Raw genomic sequence first — 18,419 nt, forward strand, 5'->3', positions numbered from 1 at the left:
GGTCAGGCCTCGACGGTCTCGAGGATGGGCCACTCGTAGGCGCGGGCGACGTTGCGCAGGCGGAGGTCCGGGTTCACCGCCGCCGGGTGGCCGACCACCGCCAGCATGGGGTAGTCGGAGAAGCTGTCGGAGTAGGCGTGGCTCCGGTCGAGGGCGATCCCCTGCCGGACGCAGTAGTCGCGGATGACCACCGCCTTGTGGGCGCCCTCGACGATCGGCGGGACCACCCGCCCCGTCGCGACCCCCTCGACGAAGTGCATCCGGTTGGCGATGAGATCGTCGGCGCCGAGGTGGCGCGCCAGCTCCTCCACCGTGAAGTCGAGCGCGCCGGTGACGAGCACGATGCGGCAGCCGGCGCGGCGCGCCTCGTCGAGCAGGTGCGGCGTGCCCTTGTGGATGGCGGGCCGGAGCACCTCGCGGAAGAGCTCGCGGGAGAGCTCGCGCAGCCGGTCCTCGGTCTGCCCCTCGTAGAACCGGTAGAAGACCTCGTTGAAGACCTTCCGGTTGGCCTTGTCGAGGAGCCAGAGCGCCGGGACCGACAGCGCCGTCCTGGCGGTCCGCCAGGCGGTGCCGAAGATCGTGCCCTGGTTCATGGCGTAGAAGGCGAAGGCGTGGACGATGTTGGTCGCGACCAGCGTCCCGTCCACGTCGAAGAAGGCAGCCTTGCGCGAATCCGCCATGTTCCCGGTCTGTTACCGAGCAGGCGGGCCCTTGTAAAGGCGTAAGGAGGGCGGGGGTGACGCGGACCGGCGTGCGGCGCGCCCGGCCCGCGCGCGCGGCGACGCTCACACCCAGCCGGCGGCGCGGTAGGCCTCGCAGGAGTCCCGGACCGAGTCGGCGAGCGGGATGCGCGCCTCGAACCCGAGCAGGTCGCGGGCGCGCGAGACCTCGCAGGTCCACCCGGGCGCCAGGAGCTGACGCGCCAGCTTCCGGTTGAGCGGGAGCCGCCGGCCGGTGGCGCGCGTGAGGAGGTCGGCGACGAGGGCGGCGGCGCGGAGGGCGCCGGCCGGGAGCCGCACCCGGCGGGGCCGGATCCCGAGCGCCTCCGCGACCGCCTGCTGCAGCCCGGAGAGGTCGGTCCGCTCCGCCGAGGCGAGGAAGAACGCCCGGCCCGGGGCCTCGGGCCGCTCCGCCAGCGCCAGGAACCCGCGCGCGCAGTCGCGCACGTCGATCCAGGAGAGGGGGCGGGGCGGGCCGGAGAGCTCGAGGAGGAGCCCCCGCGCCACGATCCGGAAGAAGAGGAGGTTCTCGCGGTCCCCCGGGCCGATGATCCGCGGCGGGCGCGCCACCGCCACCGGCAGCCGCCCGGCGTAGGAGAGGGCGATCCGCTCCGCCTCCGCCTTCGACTCGCCGTACCACTCCGCCGGCTGGAGCGGGTCCTCCTCGCGCTTCCCCTCGCGCGACGGCCCCGCCGCGGCGAGCGAGCCCGCGAGCACGAACCGCTGCGCCGCCGCCCCCTCGGCGAGGCAGGCCTCGAGCGCGAGCCGGGTTCCCTCGGCGTTCACCCGGAGGAACTCCTCCCGGACCGCCGCGCGCCGCACTCCCGCGAGGTGGAAGACGAGCGGGCAGCCGCGCACCGCGCGGGCGAGGTCGTCGGGCCGGGTGGCGTCTCCCGCCACCACCTCCACGCCGCCGCCCAGCTCGCCCCGGCTCCCGCCGGGCCGCACCATGGCCCGGACCTCGTGCCCGCTCGCGACCAGCGCTCGCGCGAGGTGCTGGCCGAGGAAGCCCCCGGCGCCGGTGACGAGGGCGCGCATGCGAGAGGAGAAGCACGGCCACCCGGCGGGGTCAACGGTGAGCGCGGGGCTCCCCCGCGCCGCTTGGAGGGGAGCGCGCTCGTCGAGCTGAAGGTGGACGGCGAGGGGCGGCCGCGCCGGTGCGGCTGCGCGCCGACGCCGTCAGCGTGGACCCGTGAGCGGCTCGCCACGCTCCGTCCGGCCGGGCGGCGCGGGCCATCCGGCGCCGGCGCTGCTACAGTTCCCGTCGTGACCGGACTCGGCTCCCTCGGGCGGCTCCTCCTCGGCGCGGGCGCGCTGCTGGTGGCGCTCGGCCTGCTGCTCCTCGCGGCGGAGCGCTTCCCGGGCCTCCGGATCGGCCGGCTCCCCGGCGACCTCTCCGTGGAGCGGGGCAACTTCCGCTTCTACTTCCCGCTCGCCACCTCGCTGCTCCTGAGCCTGGCGCTCTCCGCGCTCCTCTGGCTCTGCGGGCGTCGCTGACCCTCCCCATGCTCTCCTCCTCCGCCTTCCTCCTCTTCACGCTCGCCGCCGGCGCCCTCATCGTGGTGCCCGGCCCGGCCGTCACCTTCATCGTCGCGCGCAGCCTGCAGCAGGGGCGGCGGGCGGGGCTCATCTCCGCCATGGGGATCGCGAGCGGGGGGCTGGTCCACGTGGCCGCGGCGGTGCTCGGGCTGTCGGCGCTGCTCGCCTCCTCGGCGGTCGCGTTCGGGCTCGTGCGCTGGGGCGGGGCGGCGTACCTCGTCTACCTCGGGCTGCGGGTCTGGCTCTCGCGGCCGGCCGCGGCGGAGGGGGAGCCCGTTCCCGCGCCGGCGCGCCGCCTCTTCGCGCAAGGCTTCCTCGTGAACCTCCTCAACCCCAAGACCGCCATCTTCTTCCTGGCCTTCCTGCCGCAGTTCGCCGACCCGTCGCGCGGCCGCGTGCCGCTGCAGCTCCTCCTGCTCGGCGCGTGGTTCGTGGCCCTCGCCGTCGCGAGCGACTGCACCTACGCGCTCCTCGCCGGCGCGGTCGGCGATCGGATCGGCCGCAGCCCCGCGGCCCGGCGCGGCGCCCGCCTGCTCTCGGGCGGCGTCTACGTCGCGCTCGGCCTGGGGACGCTCCTCGCCGGAGCGCGCGCCGAGGGGGTTCGCCCCACCGCCCGCCTCCGCTAGGATGCGTCCCCCATGACCCTCGCCCGCTCCGCCTGCCCCTACGACTGCCCCGACTGCTGCGGCCTGCTGGTGGAGGTCGAGGCCGGCCGCGCCGTCGCGGTGAAGGGCGATCCGGAGCACCCGTACTCCAGGGGCACCCTCTGCCCCAAGATGAACGACTACCAGCGGCAGGTGCACTCGCCGCAGCGCCTGACCACCCCGCTCGAGCGGGTGGGCGCGAAGGGGGAGGGCGCCTTCCGGCCCATCTCCTGGGAGGCGGCCGTCGCCCGCATCGCCGAGCGGCTCCGCGAGGTGGCCGCGCGACACGGGGCGGAGGCCATCCTGCCCTACTCGTACGCCGGCACCATGGGGCTCGTGCAGCGCAACGCCGGGCACGCCTTCTTCCACAGGCTCGGCGCCTCCCGCCTCGACCGGACCATCTGCGCCTCCGGCAAGGAGGCCGGCTGGAAGTCGGTGATGGGCGCCACCCTCGGGCTCGATCCCGACGAGGCGGCGAAGAGCGACCTCATCGTCATGTGGGGGCTCAACGCCGTCGCCACCAACCTCCACTTCGTGCAGCGCGTGAAGCAGGCGCGCGCCCGCGGCGCCCGGGTCTGGGCCATCGACACCTACGAGACGCCGACCGCGGCGCTCGCCGACGAGCAGGTGTTGGTCCGGCCCGGCTCGGACGGCGCCCTGGCGCTCGGGCTCATGCACGTCCTCGATCGCGACGGGCTCACCGACCGGGCCTTCGTGGAGGCGCACGTCCAGGGCCACGAGGCGCTGCGCGCGGAGGTCCTGCCGCGCTTCCCGCCGGCCCGCGTGGCCGAGGTGACCGGGCTCGCGCCGGAGCGGATCGAGGCGCTCGCGCGCGCCTTCGCCGCCGCGAGGGCCCCCTTCATCCGGCTCGGCAACGGCCTCTCGCGCTACGGAAACGGCGCGATGAACGTCCGCTGCATCCTCGGCCTCTCCGCGCTCGCCGGCTCGTTCGGGCGCGACGGCGGGGGCTGCTACGCCGGCTCGTCGGGGAGCGAGGCGTTCGACGTGTCCGTGGTGACGCGCCCCGACCTCATGCCCTCGCCGGCCCCGCGCATCGTCAACATGAACCGGCTCGGCGAGGCGCTCGCGCCCTCCTTCCCGAACCCGGTCAAGGCGCTCTTCGTCTACCACTCCAACCCGGCGGCGGTGGCGCCCGACCAGAACGCCGTGCTCGCCGGCCTCGCGCGCGAGGACCTCTTCACCGTGGTCCACGAGCGGTTCCTCACCGACACCGCGCGCTACGCCGACCTGGTGCTCCCGGCGACCAGCTCCCTCGAGCACCCGGACCTCTACCGCTCCTACGGCCACTACGCCGTCCAGCGGGCGCGCCCCGCCATCCCGCCGGTCGGGGAGTCGAAGCCGAACTGGGAGCTGTTCCAGCTGCTCGCGCGGGCCATGGGGTTCGAGGACGAGGTGTTCCGGCGGAGCGCCGACGACCTCATCGACGCGCTCCTGGCGCGCCCGTCGCCGATGCGCGAGGGGCTCGACCGCGCCGCGCTCGAGGCGGGGCGGGCGGTGCCGCTGCGGCTCCCGGCCGACGCCCGCCGCTTCCGCACGCCGTCCGGGAAGATGGAGCTCCTCAACCCGCGGGAGGCGCGGCCGCTCCTCGATCACCTCCCGACGCACGAGGACGGCGGCGCCCTGCCGCTCCGGCTGCAGACCGGCGTCAACCCGTACACGCTCAACTCGACCTTCATGGATCGCGAGGACCTGCGGGCCAAGGCCGGCGGCATGCGGCTGCAGCTCTCTCCCGCCGAGGCCCGGGCGCGCGGGCTCTCGGAGGGCGACGCCGTGGTGGCCTGGAACGGGCTCGGCGAGGTCCGGTTCACGCTGCACGTCAGCGCGAAGATCCCGGATGGGTTGGCGGTCGCCGAGGGGGTCTGGTGGATCGCCCACGCGCCGGGCGACCGGACGGTCAACGCCCTGACCTCCCAGCGGCTCTCGGACCAGGGCGGCGGCTCCACGTTCTACGACAACCGCGTGGACGTGCGGCGGGCCGAGGCCGCGCCGAGCTAGCCCCGATTGCCCGCACGCGCAGTGGGAAAGCCCCCCTGACAGGGCGGCCGCACTCGTTGTATAAGACCGCGGCCCACCCCCAAGGAGGACTCCTTTGATCGACGCGTACCGGAAGCACGAAGCGGAGCGCAGCGCCCAGGGCATCCCCGCGAAGCCCCTCGACCCCGAGCAGACCCGGGAGCTCTGCCGCCTGCTGGAGAGCCCGCCGAAGGGCGAGGAGGCCTTCCTGCTCGGCCTGCTCCGCGACCGCGTCTCCCCCGGCGTCGATCCCGCGGCCGAGGTGAAGGCGGCGTTCCTCGCCGAGGTGGCCGCCGGCCGGAAGTCCTCGCCGGTGATCTCCCGCGTGGACGCGGTCCGGCTCCTCGGGACCATGCTCGGCGGCTACAACGTCCAGCCGCTCGTCTCCGCGCTGCAGGATCCCGCGCTCGCCGACGAGGCGGCCAGGGCCCTCGCCGGCACCACGCAGGTCTACGACGCCTTCGACGACGTGGCGAAGCTCGCGAAGACCGTCGCCGCCGCGAAGAAGGTGCTCGAGAGCTGGGCCGCCGCCGAGTGGTTCACCCGCCGCGAGGGCGTGCCCGCGACGGTGAAGGTGAAGGTCTTCAAGGTGGACGGCGAGATCAACACCGACGACTTCTCGCCCGCCGGCGACGCCTCCACCCGCCCCGACATCCCGCTCCACGCCCTCGCCATGGGCAAGAGCAAGTTCCCGGCCGGCCTCGCCACCATCGCCCAGTTCCGCAAGGAGGGCTTCCAGGTCGCCTTCGTGGGCGACGTGGTCGGCACCGGCTCCTCGCGCAAGAGCGCCTGCAACAGCGTGCTCTGGCACATCGGCGACGACATCCCCTTCGTGCCGAACAAGCGGCGCGGCGGCGTCATCATCGGCGGCGTCATCGCCCCCATCTTCTTCAACACCGCCCAGGACTCGGGCGCGCTCCCCATCCGCACCGACGTCACGAAGCTCAAGACCGGCGACGTGGTGGTGATCGACACCGCGAAGGGCGAGGTCCGCACCGAGGCCGGCGAGGTGCTCTCGAAGTTCGAGCTCGCCCCCAACACCCTGCGCGACGAGTTCAAGGCCGGCGGCCGCATCCCGCTCTTCATCGGCCGCTCGCTCACCGAGAGGGCCCGCGCCGCGCTCGGCCTGCCCGCGACCGACCTCTTCGTGAAGCCGGTGAACCCGGCGGCGAAGCCGGGCCAGGGCTACTCGCTGGCGCAGAAGATGGTCGGCCGCGCCTGCGGCGTGGCGGGCATCCTCCCCGGCACCGCCTGCGAGCCGAAGATGACCACGGTCGGGAGCCAGGACACCACCGGCCCCATGACCGCCGACGAGCTGAAGGAGCTCGCCTGCCTCAAGTTCCAGGCGCCGCTCTTCATGCAGAGCTTCTGCCACACCGCCGCCTACCCCAAGGCGGCCGACGTGAAGATGCACAAGACGCTGCCCGACTTCGTGGTGGCCCGCGGCGGCGTGTCGCTCAAGCCGGGCGACGGCGTCATCCACAGCTGGCTCAACCGGCTCCTGCTCCCCGACACCGTCGGCACCGGCGGCGACAGCCACACCCGCTTCCCCATCGGCATCAGCTTCCCGGCCGGCTCCGGCCTCGTCGCCTTCGCCGGCGCCGCGGGCTTCATGCCGCTCGACATGCCGGAGAGCGTGCTGGTCCGCTTCAAGGGCGAGCTCCGCCCCGGCATCACCCTGCGCGACGTGGTGAACGCCATCCCGCTCGAGGCGATCAAGCAGGGGCTCCTCACCGTCCCGAAGAAGAACAAGAAGAACGTCTTCAACGGCCGGATCCTCGAGATGGAGGGGCTCCCGAACCTCTCCGTCGAGCAGGCCTTCGAGCTCACCGACGCCGCCGCGGAGCGCAGCGCCGCCGCCGCCTGCATCGACCTCTCGGTGGACAGCGTGGCGACCTACCTGCGCTCGAACGTGGCGCTCATGCGGAAGATGATCGCCGACGGCTACCAGGACGCGAAGACGCTGGCGGCCCGCATCGAGGCGGTGGAGGCGTGGCTCGCGAAGCCCGAGCTGCTCCGCGCCGACGAGAACGCGGAGTACGCGGCGGTGATCGAGATCGACCTCGCCCAGGTCGCGGAGCCCATCCTCGCCTGCCCGAACGACCCGGACGACGTGAAGGTCCTGTCGGAGGTGCAGAACACCCCGATCCACGACGTGTTCCTCGGCTCCTGCATGACCAACATCGGCCACTTCCGCGCGGCCGGCGAGATCTGGAAGGGCAAGGGGTTCAACGGCGCGGTTCGCACCTGGATCTGCCCGCCCACCCGCATGGACCAGCAGCAGCTCAAGGACGAGAGCTTCTTCTCGATCTTCAGCGCCATCGGGGCCCGCATCGAGACCGCCGGCTGCTCGCTCTGCATGGGCAACCAGGCCCGCGTGCCGGACGGCGCCACGGTCTTCTCGACCAGCACCCGCAACTTCGACGACCGCATGGGCAAGGGCGCGAAGGTGTTCCTCGGCTCCGCCGAGCTGGGCGCGCTCGCCGCCAACCTGGGCCGCCTGCCGACCGTCGCCGAGTACCTCGCGGCGTACCAGGAGAAGATCGAGCCCAAGAAGGCGTCGGTCTACCGGTACCTGCAGTTCGACGAGCTGCCCGAGTACAAGGGGCTGCGGATCGTCGCGTAGTCCTCCTGGCCATCCCTCCCCGCCCCGGCGGGGAGGGAGCTTCCCCCTGGCGCCCTCGAGGATCCCTTCGCCTCGGCCGGAGCGGAGGGAGCTCCTCGGGGCGCCCTCGAGGATCCCCTCTCCCGCGTGAGCGGGGGAGGACGAGGGAGGGGGCTGCGGCGCCGCGCGGCTACGTCCGCGCCTCCCCGCCCTCCCAGACCCGGCCGTCGAGCGCGCTCTCGATGTAGGCGAGGTGCCGCTGCTCGTCGGCGTAGGCCCGGCGCACGATGGCGAGGATCTCGGCGGGCAGCGGCTTCGCGAGCACCGTCGCGTAGACGGCGTTGGTGAGCTGCTCGTTCCCGCGCATCGCCTTCAGCGCCCCCTCCGGGCCGGTGAGGCCGCGCAGGGCGGTGACCCCCTCGAGGACGAACCCCTTCATGTCGGAGGAGAAGGCCGGCGGGTTCTCGCCCATGCGGAGGAGCGCCTGCGAGAGCTCCAGGACGTGGCGCTGGTGGTCGAGCCGGAACTCCGCCAGAGTCCCCTGGACGGCGGGCGTGGGCTCGAGCGCCCGGAGCGCCTGGTCGTAGGCGTGGACCGCGTCCACGTCGAGCTGGATGAGCTCCCGGAGCTGCTCGGTGATCTCGCGTGCCTGCATCGCCGTTCCCCCCTCGAGACGAAGTCCGCTCAAAGCTGGGTCCCGCCGCAGCGCGGCACCACCCCCGCGCTCCGGGCTTGCGCGCCGGGCCCGGGCGGGCCTACTTGGCTGCATGCCGACCGTGACCGACATCGAGATCGTGGAGGACCGCACGGCGCGGAGCCGGTGCGACGAGGGCTTCCTCCGGCTGAAGCGGTACCGGGCCCGCAACCGGCGCGCCGACGGCAGCGCCTCGCCCGAGTACCCGATCGACGTCATCGACCGGCCCAGCTTCGACGCGGTGGCGGTCTGCCTCTACGCCCGCGGCCCCGCCGGCTGGGAGGTCCTGACCCGCGCCGGGCTGCGGCCGGCGGCGCTCTTCCGGCGGGGGCGCGCCACCTGCCTGCCGGAGGGCGAGTACCTCCTGCTCGAGGAGCTCATCGCCGGCGTGATCGAGCCGGGGGAGGTCGGGCTCGACGCCCTCCGGCGGCGCGCCGCCGACGAGGTCCGGGAGGAGGCGGGGCTCTCGCTCCCGCCGGCGGCCTTCGAGCCGCTCGGGGCCGGCTTCTTCATGCTCCCGGGCATCGCCTCCGAGAAGATCCACCTGCTCTGCGCCGAGGTGCCGCGCGGGGAGGCGGCGGCGGAGCAGGACGCGCCCGGCGACGGCGACGGCTCGCCGCTCGAGGAGGGGGCCCGGCTCCGCTGGCGCCCGCTCGAGGCGGCCGTCGCCGCCTGCGAGGCGGGCGAGATCGAGGACGCCAAGACCGAGCTCGCGCTGCGGCGGCTGCGCGATCGGCTCGCGGCGCGGCGTTGACATCGGGCCCGGAGCCCGTAAGAAGCAGCCCATGCCAGAGAACAAGCCGGGGCTCGACCGGTCCGAGGTGCTCGCCCTCTACCGCCAGATGCTGCTCCTCCGCCGCTTCGAGGAGGCCGCCGGGCGCGTCTACACCGAGGGGAAGATCGGCGGGTTCTGCCACCTGTACATCGGCCAGGAGGCGGTGGCGGTGGGCGTCCACGCCGCGCTCGACCCGGCCCGCGACTACCTCATCAACGGTTACCGCGACCACGGCCACGCCCTCGCCTGGGGCTCGCCCCCCGAGCGCGTCATGGCGGAGCTGTACGGCAAGGCGGAGGGGATCACCAAGGGCAAGGGCGGCTCGATGCACATGTTCGACGCCCCGCGCCACAACTTCGGCGGCTACGGGATCGTGGGCGGCCAGATCCCGCTCGCGCTGGGGCTCGCCTTCGCCGAGCGCTACCGGCAGTCGGACGGCGTGGTGGTCTGCCTGTTCGGCGAGGCGGCGGTGAACAACGGCGCCTTCCACGAGTCGCTCAACATGGCGGCGCTCTGGAAGCTGCCCTGCATCTTCGTCTGCGAGAACAACCGCTACGGGATGGGCACCTCCATCGAGCGGAGCTCGGCGGTGACCGAGGTCTGGCAGCGCGGCTCGGCCAACGCGGTCCGGGGCGAGCTGGTGGACGGCATGGACGTGCTCGCCGTGCGCGACGCCATCTCCCGCGCCGCCGCCGAGTGCCGGCCGCGCGAGGGGCGCCCGGTGCTCATCGAGGCCCGCACCTACCGCTTCCGCGGCCACTCCATGGCCGACCCGGCCACCTACCGGACCCGCGACGAGGTGGAGCAGCAGAAGAAGCGCGACCCGCTCAACGTCCTCGCCGAGCACGCGCGCGCCGCCGGGCTGGAGGTGCCGCCGGCGGAGCTCGAGGCGCTCGACGCCGAGGTGGGCAAGGTGGTCCAGGCGGCGCTGCAGGCGGCGGAGCAGGGCAAGAGCCCGGACCCGGGCGTCATCTGGACCGACATCTACGCCTCCCCGTCCGACCCGGCGATCCACCGCGAGATCTGAGGCGCGGGGCGGCCGGCCGGCGGCCCTCCGGAGAAGGCTCGGCCCGGCCCGGGAGGCTCCCGGACCGGGCCGACGTGCGTCAGGCGGGCGGCGCCGCTACTCGCGGAAGCCGTTCGCGAACGGCGCGTGGAGCGACGTCACCGAGAACTGCGAGCTCTCCTGGTGGCAGACGGTGCAGCTCTCGACCGGGCTCGCGGTGTTCCAGCCGTTGGTCATCGCCTGCACGTGGGCCACCGAGTCGGAGTGGTCGTGGCAGCCGAGGCAGGCGGAGCCCATGGGGCCCACGATCCCGAGCGCGCTGGCGTCCCCTCCGGACACGCCGGCCGCGGGCGCCGCGATCTGCTGGTACAGGGTGGGGCTGGCGTTCGACGGCATGGCGTCGAGCGTGAAGGTGTTCGCCTGGTGGCAGATGGCGCAGTTGGCGCGGGTGCCCGGGAAGGCCTTGTCGCCGAAGTACGTGCCCGAGACGAAGTACGGCTGGGACAGATCCAGGTTCTCGCCGGTGTGGATCTTGTGGAGCATCGGCTTGAGGTCGATGGTCCGGTACGGCAGGTTGTCCACCGCGGTCGTGCTGTGCGCCGGCTTGTCGCTCGCGTCCGGCGCGTGGCACATCACGCACTCCTCCACGTTGCGGCGCTGACCGCCGTGGAAGGCGAAGCGGAAGTGGCACGCGTTGCACTGCTGGATGGGGGCCACGGTCCGGCGCGGCGTCACGGTGCTCCCGTCCACGCTGAAGTAGGCGACCGGGTTCACGAACCCCTCGGTGAAGTTCTCGACCCCGTGCGAGGTCGGGTGGGTCACGGTCCGGCCCCGGCGCCCCTCGATGGCGATCGCCCAGGTGCCGGTCGCGTTGGCCGGGATCACCTGGGTGCCGGGGAACGTGTAGGTGTACGCGCCGGTCGCGGCGTTGTACTTGCCGGTCCAGGTGCTGAGCGCCTCGGTGCTGCGGAAGGGCGAGGTGACCGGGGTCGCGGCGTTGGTCCCGTTGAAGCTGTAGTCGGGCGAGGTCGGCCCGTTCATGACCACGTTGAGGCCGGTGAGCCCGTTGGGGAAGGAGCTCGCGTTGTACTGCAGGCCCAGCGTCGGATCGGGCGGGATCGGGTTGCCGCTCTTGTCGAGGATCTTGAAGGTGACGGTCGCCGGGGCGCCCGGGGTCCCGCTGGCGCTCACGATGCTGACGGTGAACGGGTTCGCGACGCCGATCGCCACCTCGGGGTGCTGGTGCGCGTCGGCCACCGCGAGGCTGTAGCTGCCGGAGCCCTGCGTGCGCGGGTGGCAGGTGGCGCACCCGGCGTCGTTGGCCTGCGGGAGCCCCTGGGTCGGGTCGGTCGAGCTGCCGTGCATCTTGTGGAACTTCGGGAGCTGCGAGGGGTCGCCGAACCAGACGTCGTCGTGGCAGCTGCCGCAGGTCCGGCGGCTGACCGTGGTCTGCCACTGGTCGGCCTGGGCGGCGGCGATCACCTTGCCGCTCTGGTCCTTCACCTGGGCGTGGCAGGCGGCGCAGTTCCGCAGGTCGTTGAAGCGCGGGTACTGCACGCCGGTCGCGACGAACTTGGTCGTGGAGGCGGTGTTGGGGTTCGCGATCACGCTGCCGTAGACGTTGTCGCCGTTGCGGAACCCGATGACGTGGTACTCCCAAGCCTGCCCGGTGGCGTCGCCGGCGTTGGCGGCCGCCAGCGCGCGGGTGAGCGTGGGCAGGGCCTTGCCGCGGTGGATGCGGTGCACCAGCGTGCCGAGGTCGAGCGGGTTCAGGTTGGCCGGGTTGCCGGTGTCGTTCGTGTCCGGATCGGCGAGCTGCGTGGTGTGGCAGGTCATGCAGAGCCGGTAGTCGCGCCGGAACCCGCCGTGCACCTGCAGGATGCCGTGGCAGGCGTTGCAGTTGGTCGAGGCCGTGAGGTCGCGCGTCTGGGGCGTGCCGCCGGCCGGGACGAAGTCGAGCACCGCGTTGGCGATGTCGTTCTGCGTGGGGTTGCTCGCGCCGGTGCCGGTCCCGGGGAGCGGCCGGCTGGCCCACATGCCGATGCGGTGGGTCGCCGTGGCGCTGTAGGTCGCCGGCAGGGTCAGCTTGAAGGTGTACTGGAACTGCCCGCCGCCCAGGTCGGTGAGCGTGCCGGCGGTCCCCGACTCCGAGGTGGGCTGCTGGGTGGTGCCGGCGGCGCCGCCCGGCGCGTTCCCGGTGACGGTCTGCAGGATGTAGCTCTGGTAGGCGCCGATGCCGCTCGTCGCGTCGGTGCCGAGGTAGGCGATGGTCCAGTTGAAGGAGATGCCGGCCGCGGCCTGGGGATTCTTGTTGTTGTCGAGGATCGTGAAGATCGCGTACGGGTGGCGGTCGGCGGTGATCGCCGCGTTCGTGATGTTGATGTTGAGGCCGGTGGAGACGCCGGTGGTCCCGCCCGCCGGACCGGCGGGGCCGGGCGTTCCGGCGGGGCCCTGCGGCCCGGCCGAGCCGCGGCTCCCTGAACAACCAGTGAAAACGATCGCGGCGACCAGCAGGGCCGTGCTTCCCAGACGAGCGGATGGCTTCACGTGGTTCCTCCGGCGTGGTGTCGTGACGCGCGGTCCTAGATGCCGGAAATCCGGCCCTCTGACCATGCCCCACGTGAGGATCCGCTGGCACTTGATGGGGGGGGCGGGCGGGCGGGCGGCGGGACGAGGACCGGGCCCGGTTCCGGTTTTGCTTGCGCCCGGCACGAGCCTCGGCCAAAAGGCTCCCCCATGCCGACCCTCTCCTACCGCGAGGCGCTCAACCAGGCGATGCGCGAGGAGATGGCGCGCGACGAGCGGGTCTTCCTCCTCGGCGAGGAGGTGGGCCAGTACAACGGCGCCTACAAGATCTCCCAGGGGCTGCTGAAGGAATTCGGGCCTTGGCGGGTGGTGGACAGCCCCATCGCCGAGCTCGGGTTCTGCGGCCTCGGCGTCGGCGCCGCCATGGGGGGGCTTCGACCGATCGTCGAGGTCATGACCTGGAACTTCGCCCTCCTCGCCTACGATCAGATCGTGAACAACGCGGCCAAGCTCCGGTCGATGTCGGGGGGCCAGCTGCACTGCCCCGTCGTCTTCCGCGGCCCGCAAGGGGCGGCCCACCAGCTCGCCTCGCAGCACTCGCAGGTGTTCGAGAACACCTACGCCTACGTCCCCGGCCTCAAGGTCTGCGTCCCCGCCACCCCGCGCGACGCCAAGGGGCTCCTCAAGACCGCCATCCGCGACGACGACCCGGTCATCTTCATGGAGTCGGAGGTGCTGTACGGCACCAAGGGCGAGGTGGAGGAGGGCGAGCTCCTCATCCCCTTCGGCAAGGCCGACCTCGTGCGCGACGGCGGCGACGTGACGATCGTGGCCTGGCAGAAGATGCGGTTCGTGGCCCAGAAGGCGGCGGAGCTCCTCGCCCAGGACGGGATCGAGGCCTGCGTCCTCGATCCGCGCACCCTGCGTCCCTTCGACCTCGACGCGGTGCTCGCCTCGGTCGCCCGCACGCACCGCTGCGTCATCGTCGAGGAGGGCTGGCCGTGGATGGGCTCCGGCGCCCAGATCGCCGACTCGATCCAGCGCCACGCCTTCGACGAGCTCGACGCGCCGGTGCTGCGGGTGACCGGCCTCGACGTCCCCATGCCGTACGCCAAGCCGCTCGAGCACGAGGTGCTCCCCACGCCGGAGCGGGTGGTCGAGGCGTGCCGCCGCGTGCTGTACCGGAGCCCCTGATGCCGAAGCCGATCAACATGCCGAAGCTCTCGGACGAGATGACCGAGGGCAAGATCGCCGAGTGGCTCAAGAAGCAGGGCGACGAGGTGAAGGCGGGCGAGGTGGTGGCCCAGGTCGAGACCGAGAAGGCCACCCTCGACGTGGAGGCCTTCGAGGGCGGCGTCCTGCTCGCGGTGGTGGTGCAGGCCGGCGAGACCGCGCCGGTGGGTCGGCCCATCGCCTGGATCGGCAAGGCCGGCGAGCAGGTGCCGGACCAGCCCGCCGCGCCTGCGCCGCAGCCCGACGCGGCCAAGGAGGCCAAGGCCGGGGGCGAGATCTCGAAGGAGAGCACCCAGCCCGTGGCGCCGGCGCAGGCCACGCCGCCGGCCGCGACCGTCCCCGCGCCCCCGCGTCCGCCGCCGAGCGCTCCCGCTCCCGCCGGCGCCGGCCGCGCCACGGGCGCTCCCTCCCCGCAGGGTGCGGAGGGGCGGGGAGGGGCCGCCGCCGAGAAGCCCGCTCCCGGCACCTTCACCGGCCGCGTCCCCGCCTCGCCCGCCGCCCGCAAGGCGGCCCGCGAGCGCGGCCTCGACCTCTCGCGGCTCAAGGGCTCCGGCCCGGGCGGCCGCGTGGTCCTCGCCGACCTCGAGCAGGTCCCCCGCGCCGCCCCCGCGGCCGCGGCCGGCGCCCCCGCGAAGAAGCGCCGCGAGCTCCCGCCCCGGCGCGCCCTCCACGACGAGTCCCTGCCGCTCTCCCCGATGCGCAAGGCGATCGCGCGCAACCTGGGCGTCGCCAAGCCGGGGGCCCCGCACTTTTACCTCGAGATCTCGGCCGACCTGCGCCGCCTGGTCTCGCTCCGGGAGCAGCTCGAGGAGCTGGGCGAGGGGCCGGTGTCGCTCAACGACCTCGTGCTCAAGGCGGCCGCGGAGACCCTCACCCGCCACCCCGAGGTGAACGCCGCCTGGGGCGGCGACGCCATCCTCCGCCGCGGCGCGGTGCACGTCGGCATGGCGGTGGCGGTGGAGGAGGGGCTCATCACGCCGGTGCTGCGCGACGCCGACAGGAAGTCGGTGCTCGAGATCGCCCGGCTCTCGCGCGACCTCGCGAAGCGGGCCCGCGACCGGCGGCTCAAGCCCGAGGAGTACCAGGGGGCGTCCTTCACCGTGTCCAACCTGGGCATGTTCGGGATCGACGCCTTCTACGCCATCATCAACCCGCCCGAGGCCGCCATCCTCTCGGTCGGCGCCGCCCAGAAGGTCCCCTGGGTGGACGAGGCCACCGGCGAGATCGTGGCGATGGAGCGCTGCCGCTTCGGCCTCTCCGGCGACCACCGCGTGATCGACGGCGCGGTCGGCGCGCGCTTCCTGCAGACCTTCAAGGCGGTGGTCGAGTCGCCCTTGCGGCTCGTCGCCGCACCGTGACGCCTGGGGTAGGGTAGGCGCCCGGAGGGCAGACCATGGCACGCACCCCGAGGCCCCGCCGCGGCGGGACCCGCATCGAGCAGGACACCATGGGGACGATGGAGGTCCCCGCCGCCGCGCTCTACGGCGCCCAGACCGCCCGGGCGGTGGAGAACTTTCCCATCTCCGGCCTGCGGCCCCACCCCGCCTTCGTGGACGCGACCGTCCGGGTGAAGCTCGCCGCGGCGCGCGTCAACGCGAAGCTCGGGCTCCTGCCGCGCGACAAGGCGCGGGCGATCGAGGCGGCCGCGCGCGAGGTGCTCGCCGGGCAGTGGCGCGACCAGTTCGTGGTGGACGTGTACCAGGCCGGCGCCGGCACCTCGCACCACATGAACGTGAACGAGGTGCTCGCGAACCGCGCCTGCGAGCTCCTCGGCGGGCGCCGGGGCGACCGGGCCCTCGTGGATCCGAACGACCACGTCAACATGGCCCAGTCCACGAACGACGTGATCCCGACCGCCATCCGGCTCGCGGCGCTGGAGCTCGCGCCGGGGGTGCTGGAGGCGGTGTCGGATCTCGCCGCGACCTTCGAGCGCAAGGCGGGGGAGTGGGACGGGCTCGTGAAGTCGGGCCGCACCCACCTCATGGACGCCACGCCGGTGCGGCTCGGCCAGGAGGTCTCGGGCTGGGCGGCGGCGCTGCGGCACGCCGGCCGGCGCGTGGCCGACGCGCTCCCGGAGCTGGCCGCGCTCGGGATCGGCGGCACGGCGGTGGGCACCGGCCTCAACGCCGACCGGCGCTACCGCGCCCTCATCTGCAAGGAGCTCGACCGGCTCACCGGCGTCCCCTTCGTCCCCGCCGGGAACACCTTCTACGCCATGCAGTCGCTGGCGCCGTTCGCGGCCCTCTCCGGCGCGCTGCGCGTGCTGGCGCTCGAGCTGCTGCGGATCGGCGGCGACGTGCGGCTGCTCGGGAGCGGCCCCAACACCGGCCTCGGCGAGCTGCGGCTGCCGCCGGTGCAGCCGGGCTCGTCCATCATGCCGGGCAAGGTGAACCCCTCGATGGCGGAGATGCTGGCCATGGTCTCCTACCAGGCCATCGGCCTCGACGCGGCCATCGCCGCCGCCACCTCCGGCGGCCAGCTCGAGCTCAACGTGATGATGCCGCTCGTGGCCTTCGATCTCTGCCACCTGCTCACCATCCTCGCGAACGCCGTGGCCGCCTTCGACCGGCGCTGCGCCCGCGGGCTCGAGGCCGACCCCGAGCGGCTGCGCCACTACGCCGACCGGACGGTGAGCCTCGCCACCGCCCTCGCCCCGCGGCTCGGCTACGCCGCCGCGGCCGAGATCGTGAAGGAGTCGGTCCGGAGCGGCCGGTCGATCGTCGACGTCGCGGTGGAGAAGGGCGGCCTCGCGCCGTCCGAGGCGCGCCGGCTGCTCGACCCGGCCCGCCTCACCGTCCCGGGTCGGGCCTGACCTCGGCCCGTGCGGCTCGCGCCGCGCGGGGCGGCGCCGCGAGGGCCCCTTCGGCTATGATGCGCGCCGTGCTGCGCCCCGCCGTCCTCCTCCTCGCCGCCGCGCTCGGCCTGGCTGCGCCCGTCCGGGCGCCGGCCGCCGCGCCCGCGCGGCCCGTGCCCGGCCGCCCCGGCCCGCGCACGCCCGGGACGGTCACCGGCACGCTGCGCCACAAGGGCTGCCAGTCGGTCGCCGCCGGGGCCACCGTGGCGGTGATCGGCCGCGACGCCACCGCCACCACCGACTCGCTGGGGCGCTTCTCGATCTCGGTCGCGCCGGGCCGGTACTCGCTCCTCTTCAGCGGCCCGAACCTCGTCTCCGACCAGCGGGTGGACGACGTGGACGTGGCGCCCGGCCAGACCCGCGAGCTCGGCGTGGTGGGCGTCTGGCCGGAGGAGCGGCCCCAGACCTGCGGCTCGCCGGAAGGGCAGGCGCCGGCCGAGGAGCCGGTGGTGGCGGTCGCGCCGGAGGTGCCGTCGCTCGACCTGCCCGGCGGCGCCGTCGGGCGCGCGCCGCCCGCCTCCGAGCACCTCTGGGTGCGGGGCGGCCCCGGCGGCGGCCCCGGCCAGTTCGGGATGCAGGGCAACCCGGCGCGCCAGGACGAGGACGCCCTCGGCCCGGCCAGCTTCGCCGTCGGGCCGGCCGGCTTCCTCTACGTGCTCGACGCGCTCAACGGCCGGATCGCCCGCTACGACCCGCGCGGCCACCCCGCCGGCGGGTTCCCGCTGCGCAGCCAGGGCACCGAGCACGCGGTGGAGGCGGACCTGTCGGTCTCCGACGACGGGCACGTCTTCGTGTTCCACGAGGGCGAGCCGCCCGCCCTCGCCCAGTACGACGCCGGGGGCCGGGTGCTGGTCTCCGGCGCGCTGCACGCCTCCTTCCGCGGCGTGGATCAGCTCCTGTGCGGGCGGCAGCGGCCGCTCTTCCTCATGCAGAACGGGCAGGCGGTGCGGGTCGAGCTGGGCTGGGGCGGGATGCGGGCCGAGGGGCCGCTCCCGGGGCTCCCGCTCGGTAACGAGCTCTACGCCCGGGCCGACCGGGTGAGCCGCTGGCTCGCCGCGGTGAAGCTCACGAGCCAGGACGGCCGGGTGCGCCGCAGCATCCAGCTCCACTCCCGCGTCCCGCTCACCGGCATCCGGCTGGTCGGGGTGGACCGCCGGGGCCTCCTGGTGGTCGCGGTGGACCGGGCCGAGGGGACCGACGAGAACGCCCCCGCCGCGGAGGTGCTGCTCCTCGCGCTCACCGCGCAGGGGCAGCTCGCGGGCGTGGGCGCGGTGCCCCCCGGCGACCGGCGCTTCGAGTTCCGCGAGTTCGGCCTGGCTCCGGACGGCACGGTGGTGCAGATGCAGTCCGACGCCAGCGAGGTGCGTTTCGTGCGCTGGGTCCTGGCGGCGCCGCCGCGGCAGGCCGTGGCCGGCGAGGGGCTGGTGCGCGGGCGCGTCACCGACGGCGGCCACCCGTCGCCGGGCGCCCTCGTGAGCGTGAGCCGGCCCCGGCGCGCCGTCCCGGTCCAGCCGGACGGGAGCTTCGAGGTCCGGCTGCCGCCGGGCCACTACCTGCTCTCGGTGCGCCGCCCCGGCGCCACCCCCTCCGGCTTCATCGAGCCGCAGCCGGTCGAGCGGCGGGTCTCGGTCTCCGCGGGCGCGACGGTGGACCTGGGGGCCTTGCCGCTCCCGGTGCCGCGGCGGCTCCCCGAGCCGCTCGCGCCGCGCCCGCTGCCCGAGCCGCTCGAGCCCGTGCCCCCGTCCGGCGCGGCCGCTCCCATCGAGCCCGGCGGGCTCTAGCCGCCTCCC

The 18,419-nt window shown here is 74.2% G+C and carries 14 protein-coding genes; 10 read left to right on the top strand and 4 right to left on the bottom strand.

All coding sequences use genetic code 11. From position 1 onward, the window contains the following. Positions 1-2: 2 nt before the first annotated feature. The gene (locus tag AMPC_RS00415; RefSeq protein ID WP_248343548.1) at positions 3-680 is read right to left on the bottom strand and encodes an HAD family hydrolase; all 678 of its coding nucleotides are present in this window, start codon (positions 678-680) and stop codon (positions 3-5) included. Between the two features lie 105 nt (positions 681-785). Then, a complete protein-coding gene (locus tag AMPC_RS00420; protein ID WP_248343549.1) occupies positions 786-1,757 on the bottom strand; it encodes an NAD-dependent epimerase/dehydratase family protein in 972 nt (323 codons plus the stop codon). A gap of 228 nt (positions 1,758-1,985) precedes the next feature. Between AMPC_RS00420 and AMPC_RS00425 the strand changes: the two genes are divergently transcribed. The 4 genes from AMPC_RS00425 to acnB all read left to right on the top strand — a co-directional run bounded on the left by AMPC_RS00425 (position 1,986) and on the right by acnB (position 7,562). Next, positions 1,986-2,216, top strand: a complete 231-nt coding sequence (locus AMPC_RS00425) for a DUF2905 domain-containing protein (RefSeq protein WP_248343550.1) — start codon at positions 1,986-1,988, stop codon at positions 2,214-2,216. Positions 2,217-2,224: 8 nt separating this feature from the next. Beyond that, positions 2,225-2,884, top strand: coding sequence for a LysE family translocator (locus tag AMPC_RS00430; RefSeq protein ID WP_248343551.1), 660 nt, complete (start codon positions 2,225-2,227; stop codon positions 2,882-2,884). 12 nt (positions 2,885-2,896) lie between these two features. Next, positions 2,897-4,918 (top strand): molybdopterin oxidoreductase family protein, encoded by a 2,022-nt coding sequence (locus AMPC_RS00435; protein ID WP_248343552.1) that lies wholly within the window; start codon positions 2,897-2,899, stop codon positions 4,916-4,918. Between the two features lie 94 nt (positions 4,919-5,012). After that, complete coding sequence (gene acnB, locus AMPC_RS00440) at positions 5,013-7,562, top strand: bifunctional aconitate hydratase 2/2-methylisocitrate dehydratase (RefSeq protein WP_248343553.1); 2,550 nt, start codon at positions 5,013-5,015, stop codon at positions 7,560-7,562. A gap of 169 nt (positions 7,563-7,731) precedes the next feature. On the opposite strand, the gene AMPC_RS00445 is transcribed toward acnB, so the two are convergent. Beyond that, positions 7,732-8,196 (bottom strand): ferritin-like domain-containing protein, encoded by a 465-nt coding sequence (locus AMPC_RS00445; protein WP_248343554.1) that lies wholly within the window; start codon positions 8,194-8,196, stop codon positions 7,732-7,734. Positions 8,197-8,308: 112 nt separating this feature from the next. Here AMPC_RS00445 and AMPC_RS00450 point away from each other — a divergent pair, with 112 nt between their 5' ends. Both AMPC_RS00450 and pdhA read left to right on the top strand, forming a co-directional pair. Beyond that, positions 8,309-8,989 carry an NUDIX domain-containing protein gene (locus AMPC_RS00450; RefSeq protein ID WP_248343555.1) on the top strand — a complete coding sequence of 227 codons (681 nt, stop codon included), beginning with the start codon at positions 8,309-8,311 and terminating at the stop codon, positions 8,987-8,989. 31 nt (positions 8,990-9,020) lie between these two features. After that, on the top strand, positions 9,021-10,037 hold the full coding sequence (gene pdhA, locus AMPC_RS00455) for a pyruvate dehydrogenase (acetyl-transferring) E1 component subunit alpha (protein ID WP_248343556.1): 1,017 nt from the start codon (positions 9,021-9,023) through the stop codon (positions 10,035-10,037). Between the two features lie 96 nt (positions 10,038-10,133). On the opposite strand, the gene AMPC_RS00460 is transcribed toward pdhA, so the two are convergent. Next, the gene (locus AMPC_RS00460) at positions 10,134-12,563 is read right to left on the bottom strand and encodes an OmcA/MtrC family decaheme c-type cytochrome (RefSeq protein ID WP_248343557.1); all 2,430 of its coding nucleotides are present in this window, start codon (positions 12,561-12,563) and stop codon (positions 10,134-10,136) included. Positions 12,564-12,752: 189 nt separating this feature from the next. On the opposite strand from AMPC_RS00460, the gene AMPC_RS00465 reads away from it, so the two are divergent. The 4 genes from AMPC_RS00465 to AMPC_RS00480 all read left to right on the top strand — a co-directional run bounded on the left by AMPC_RS00465 (position 12,753) and on the right by AMPC_RS00480 (position 18,410). After that, complete coding sequence (locus AMPC_RS00465) at positions 12,753-13,736, top strand: pyruvate dehydrogenase complex E1 component subunit beta (protein WP_248343558.1); 984 nt, start codon at positions 12,753-12,755, stop codon at positions 13,734-13,736. Continuing rightward, on the top strand, positions 13,736-15,133 hold the full coding sequence (locus tag AMPC_RS00470) for a dihydrolipoamide acetyltransferase family protein (RefSeq protein WP_248343559.1): 1,398 nt from the start codon (positions 13,736-13,738) through the stop codon (positions 15,131-15,133). Before AMPC_RS00465 ends, AMPC_RS00470 begins: the two co-directional genes overlap by 1 nt. A gap of 35 nt (positions 15,134-15,168) precedes the next feature. Continuing rightward, positions 15,169-16,587 carry an aspartate ammonia-lyase gene (locus AMPC_RS00475; protein WP_248343560.1) on the top strand — a complete coding sequence of 473 codons (1,419 nt, stop codon included), beginning with the start codon at positions 15,169-15,171 and terminating at the stop codon, positions 16,585-16,587. 68 nt (positions 16,588-16,655) lie between these two features. After that, complete coding sequence (locus AMPC_RS00480; protein WP_263009628.1) at positions 16,656-18,410, top strand: carboxypeptidase regulatory-like domain-containing protein; 1,755 nt, start codon at positions 16,656-16,658, stop codon at positions 18,408-18,410. Positions 18,411-18,419: the final 9 nt, after the last annotated feature.

This window comes from Anaeromyxobacter paludicola (assembly GCF_023169965.1).
Classification (GTDB): Bacteria; Myxococcota; Myxococcia; order Myxococcales; family Anaeromyxobacteraceae; genus Anaeromyxobacter_B; species Anaeromyxobacter_B paludicola.

Excerpts from the sequence above, each read along its gene's own strand:
- AMPC_RS00415 (WP_248343548.1), bottom strand. The coding sequence starts at position 680 with ATGGCGGATTCGCGCAAGGCTGCCTTCTTCGACGTGGACGGGACGCTG.
- AMPC_RS00420 (WP_248343549.1), bottom strand. The coding sequence starts at position 1,757 with ATGCGCGCCCTCGTCACCGGCGCCGGGGGCTTCCTCGGCCAGCACCTC.
- AMPC_RS00430 (WP_248343551.1), top strand. The coding sequence starts at position 2,225 with ATGCTCTCCTCCTCCGCCTTCCTCCTCTTCACGCTCGCCGCCGGCGCC.
- AMPC_RS00435 (WP_248343552.1), top strand. The coding sequence starts at position 2,897 with ATGACCCTCGCCCGCTCCGCCTGCCCCTACGACTGCCCCGACTGCTGC.
- AMPC_RS00445 (WP_248343554.1), bottom strand. The coding sequence starts at position 8,196 with ATGCAGGCACGCGAGATCACCGAGCAGCTCCGGGAGCTCATCCAGCTC.
- AMPC_RS00450 (WP_248343555.1), top strand. The coding sequence starts at position 8,309 with ATGCCGACCGTGACCGACATCGAGATCGTGGAGGACCGCACGGCGCGG.
- pdhA (WP_248343556.1), top strand. The coding sequence starts at position 9,021 with ATGCCAGAGAACAAGCCGGGGCTCGACCGGTCCGAGGTGCTCGCCCTC.
- AMPC_RS00465 (WP_248343558.1), top strand. The coding sequence starts at position 12,753 with ATGCCGACCCTCTCCTACCGCGAGGCGCTCAACCAGGCGATGCGCGAG.
- AMPC_RS00470 (WP_248343559.1), top strand. The coding sequence starts at position 13,736 with ATGCCGAAGCCGATCAACATGCCGAAGCTCTCGGACGAGATGACCGAG.
- AMPC_RS00475 (WP_248343560.1), top strand. The coding sequence starts at position 15,169 with ATGGCACGCACCCCGAGGCCCCGCCGCGGCGGGACCCGCATCGAGCAG.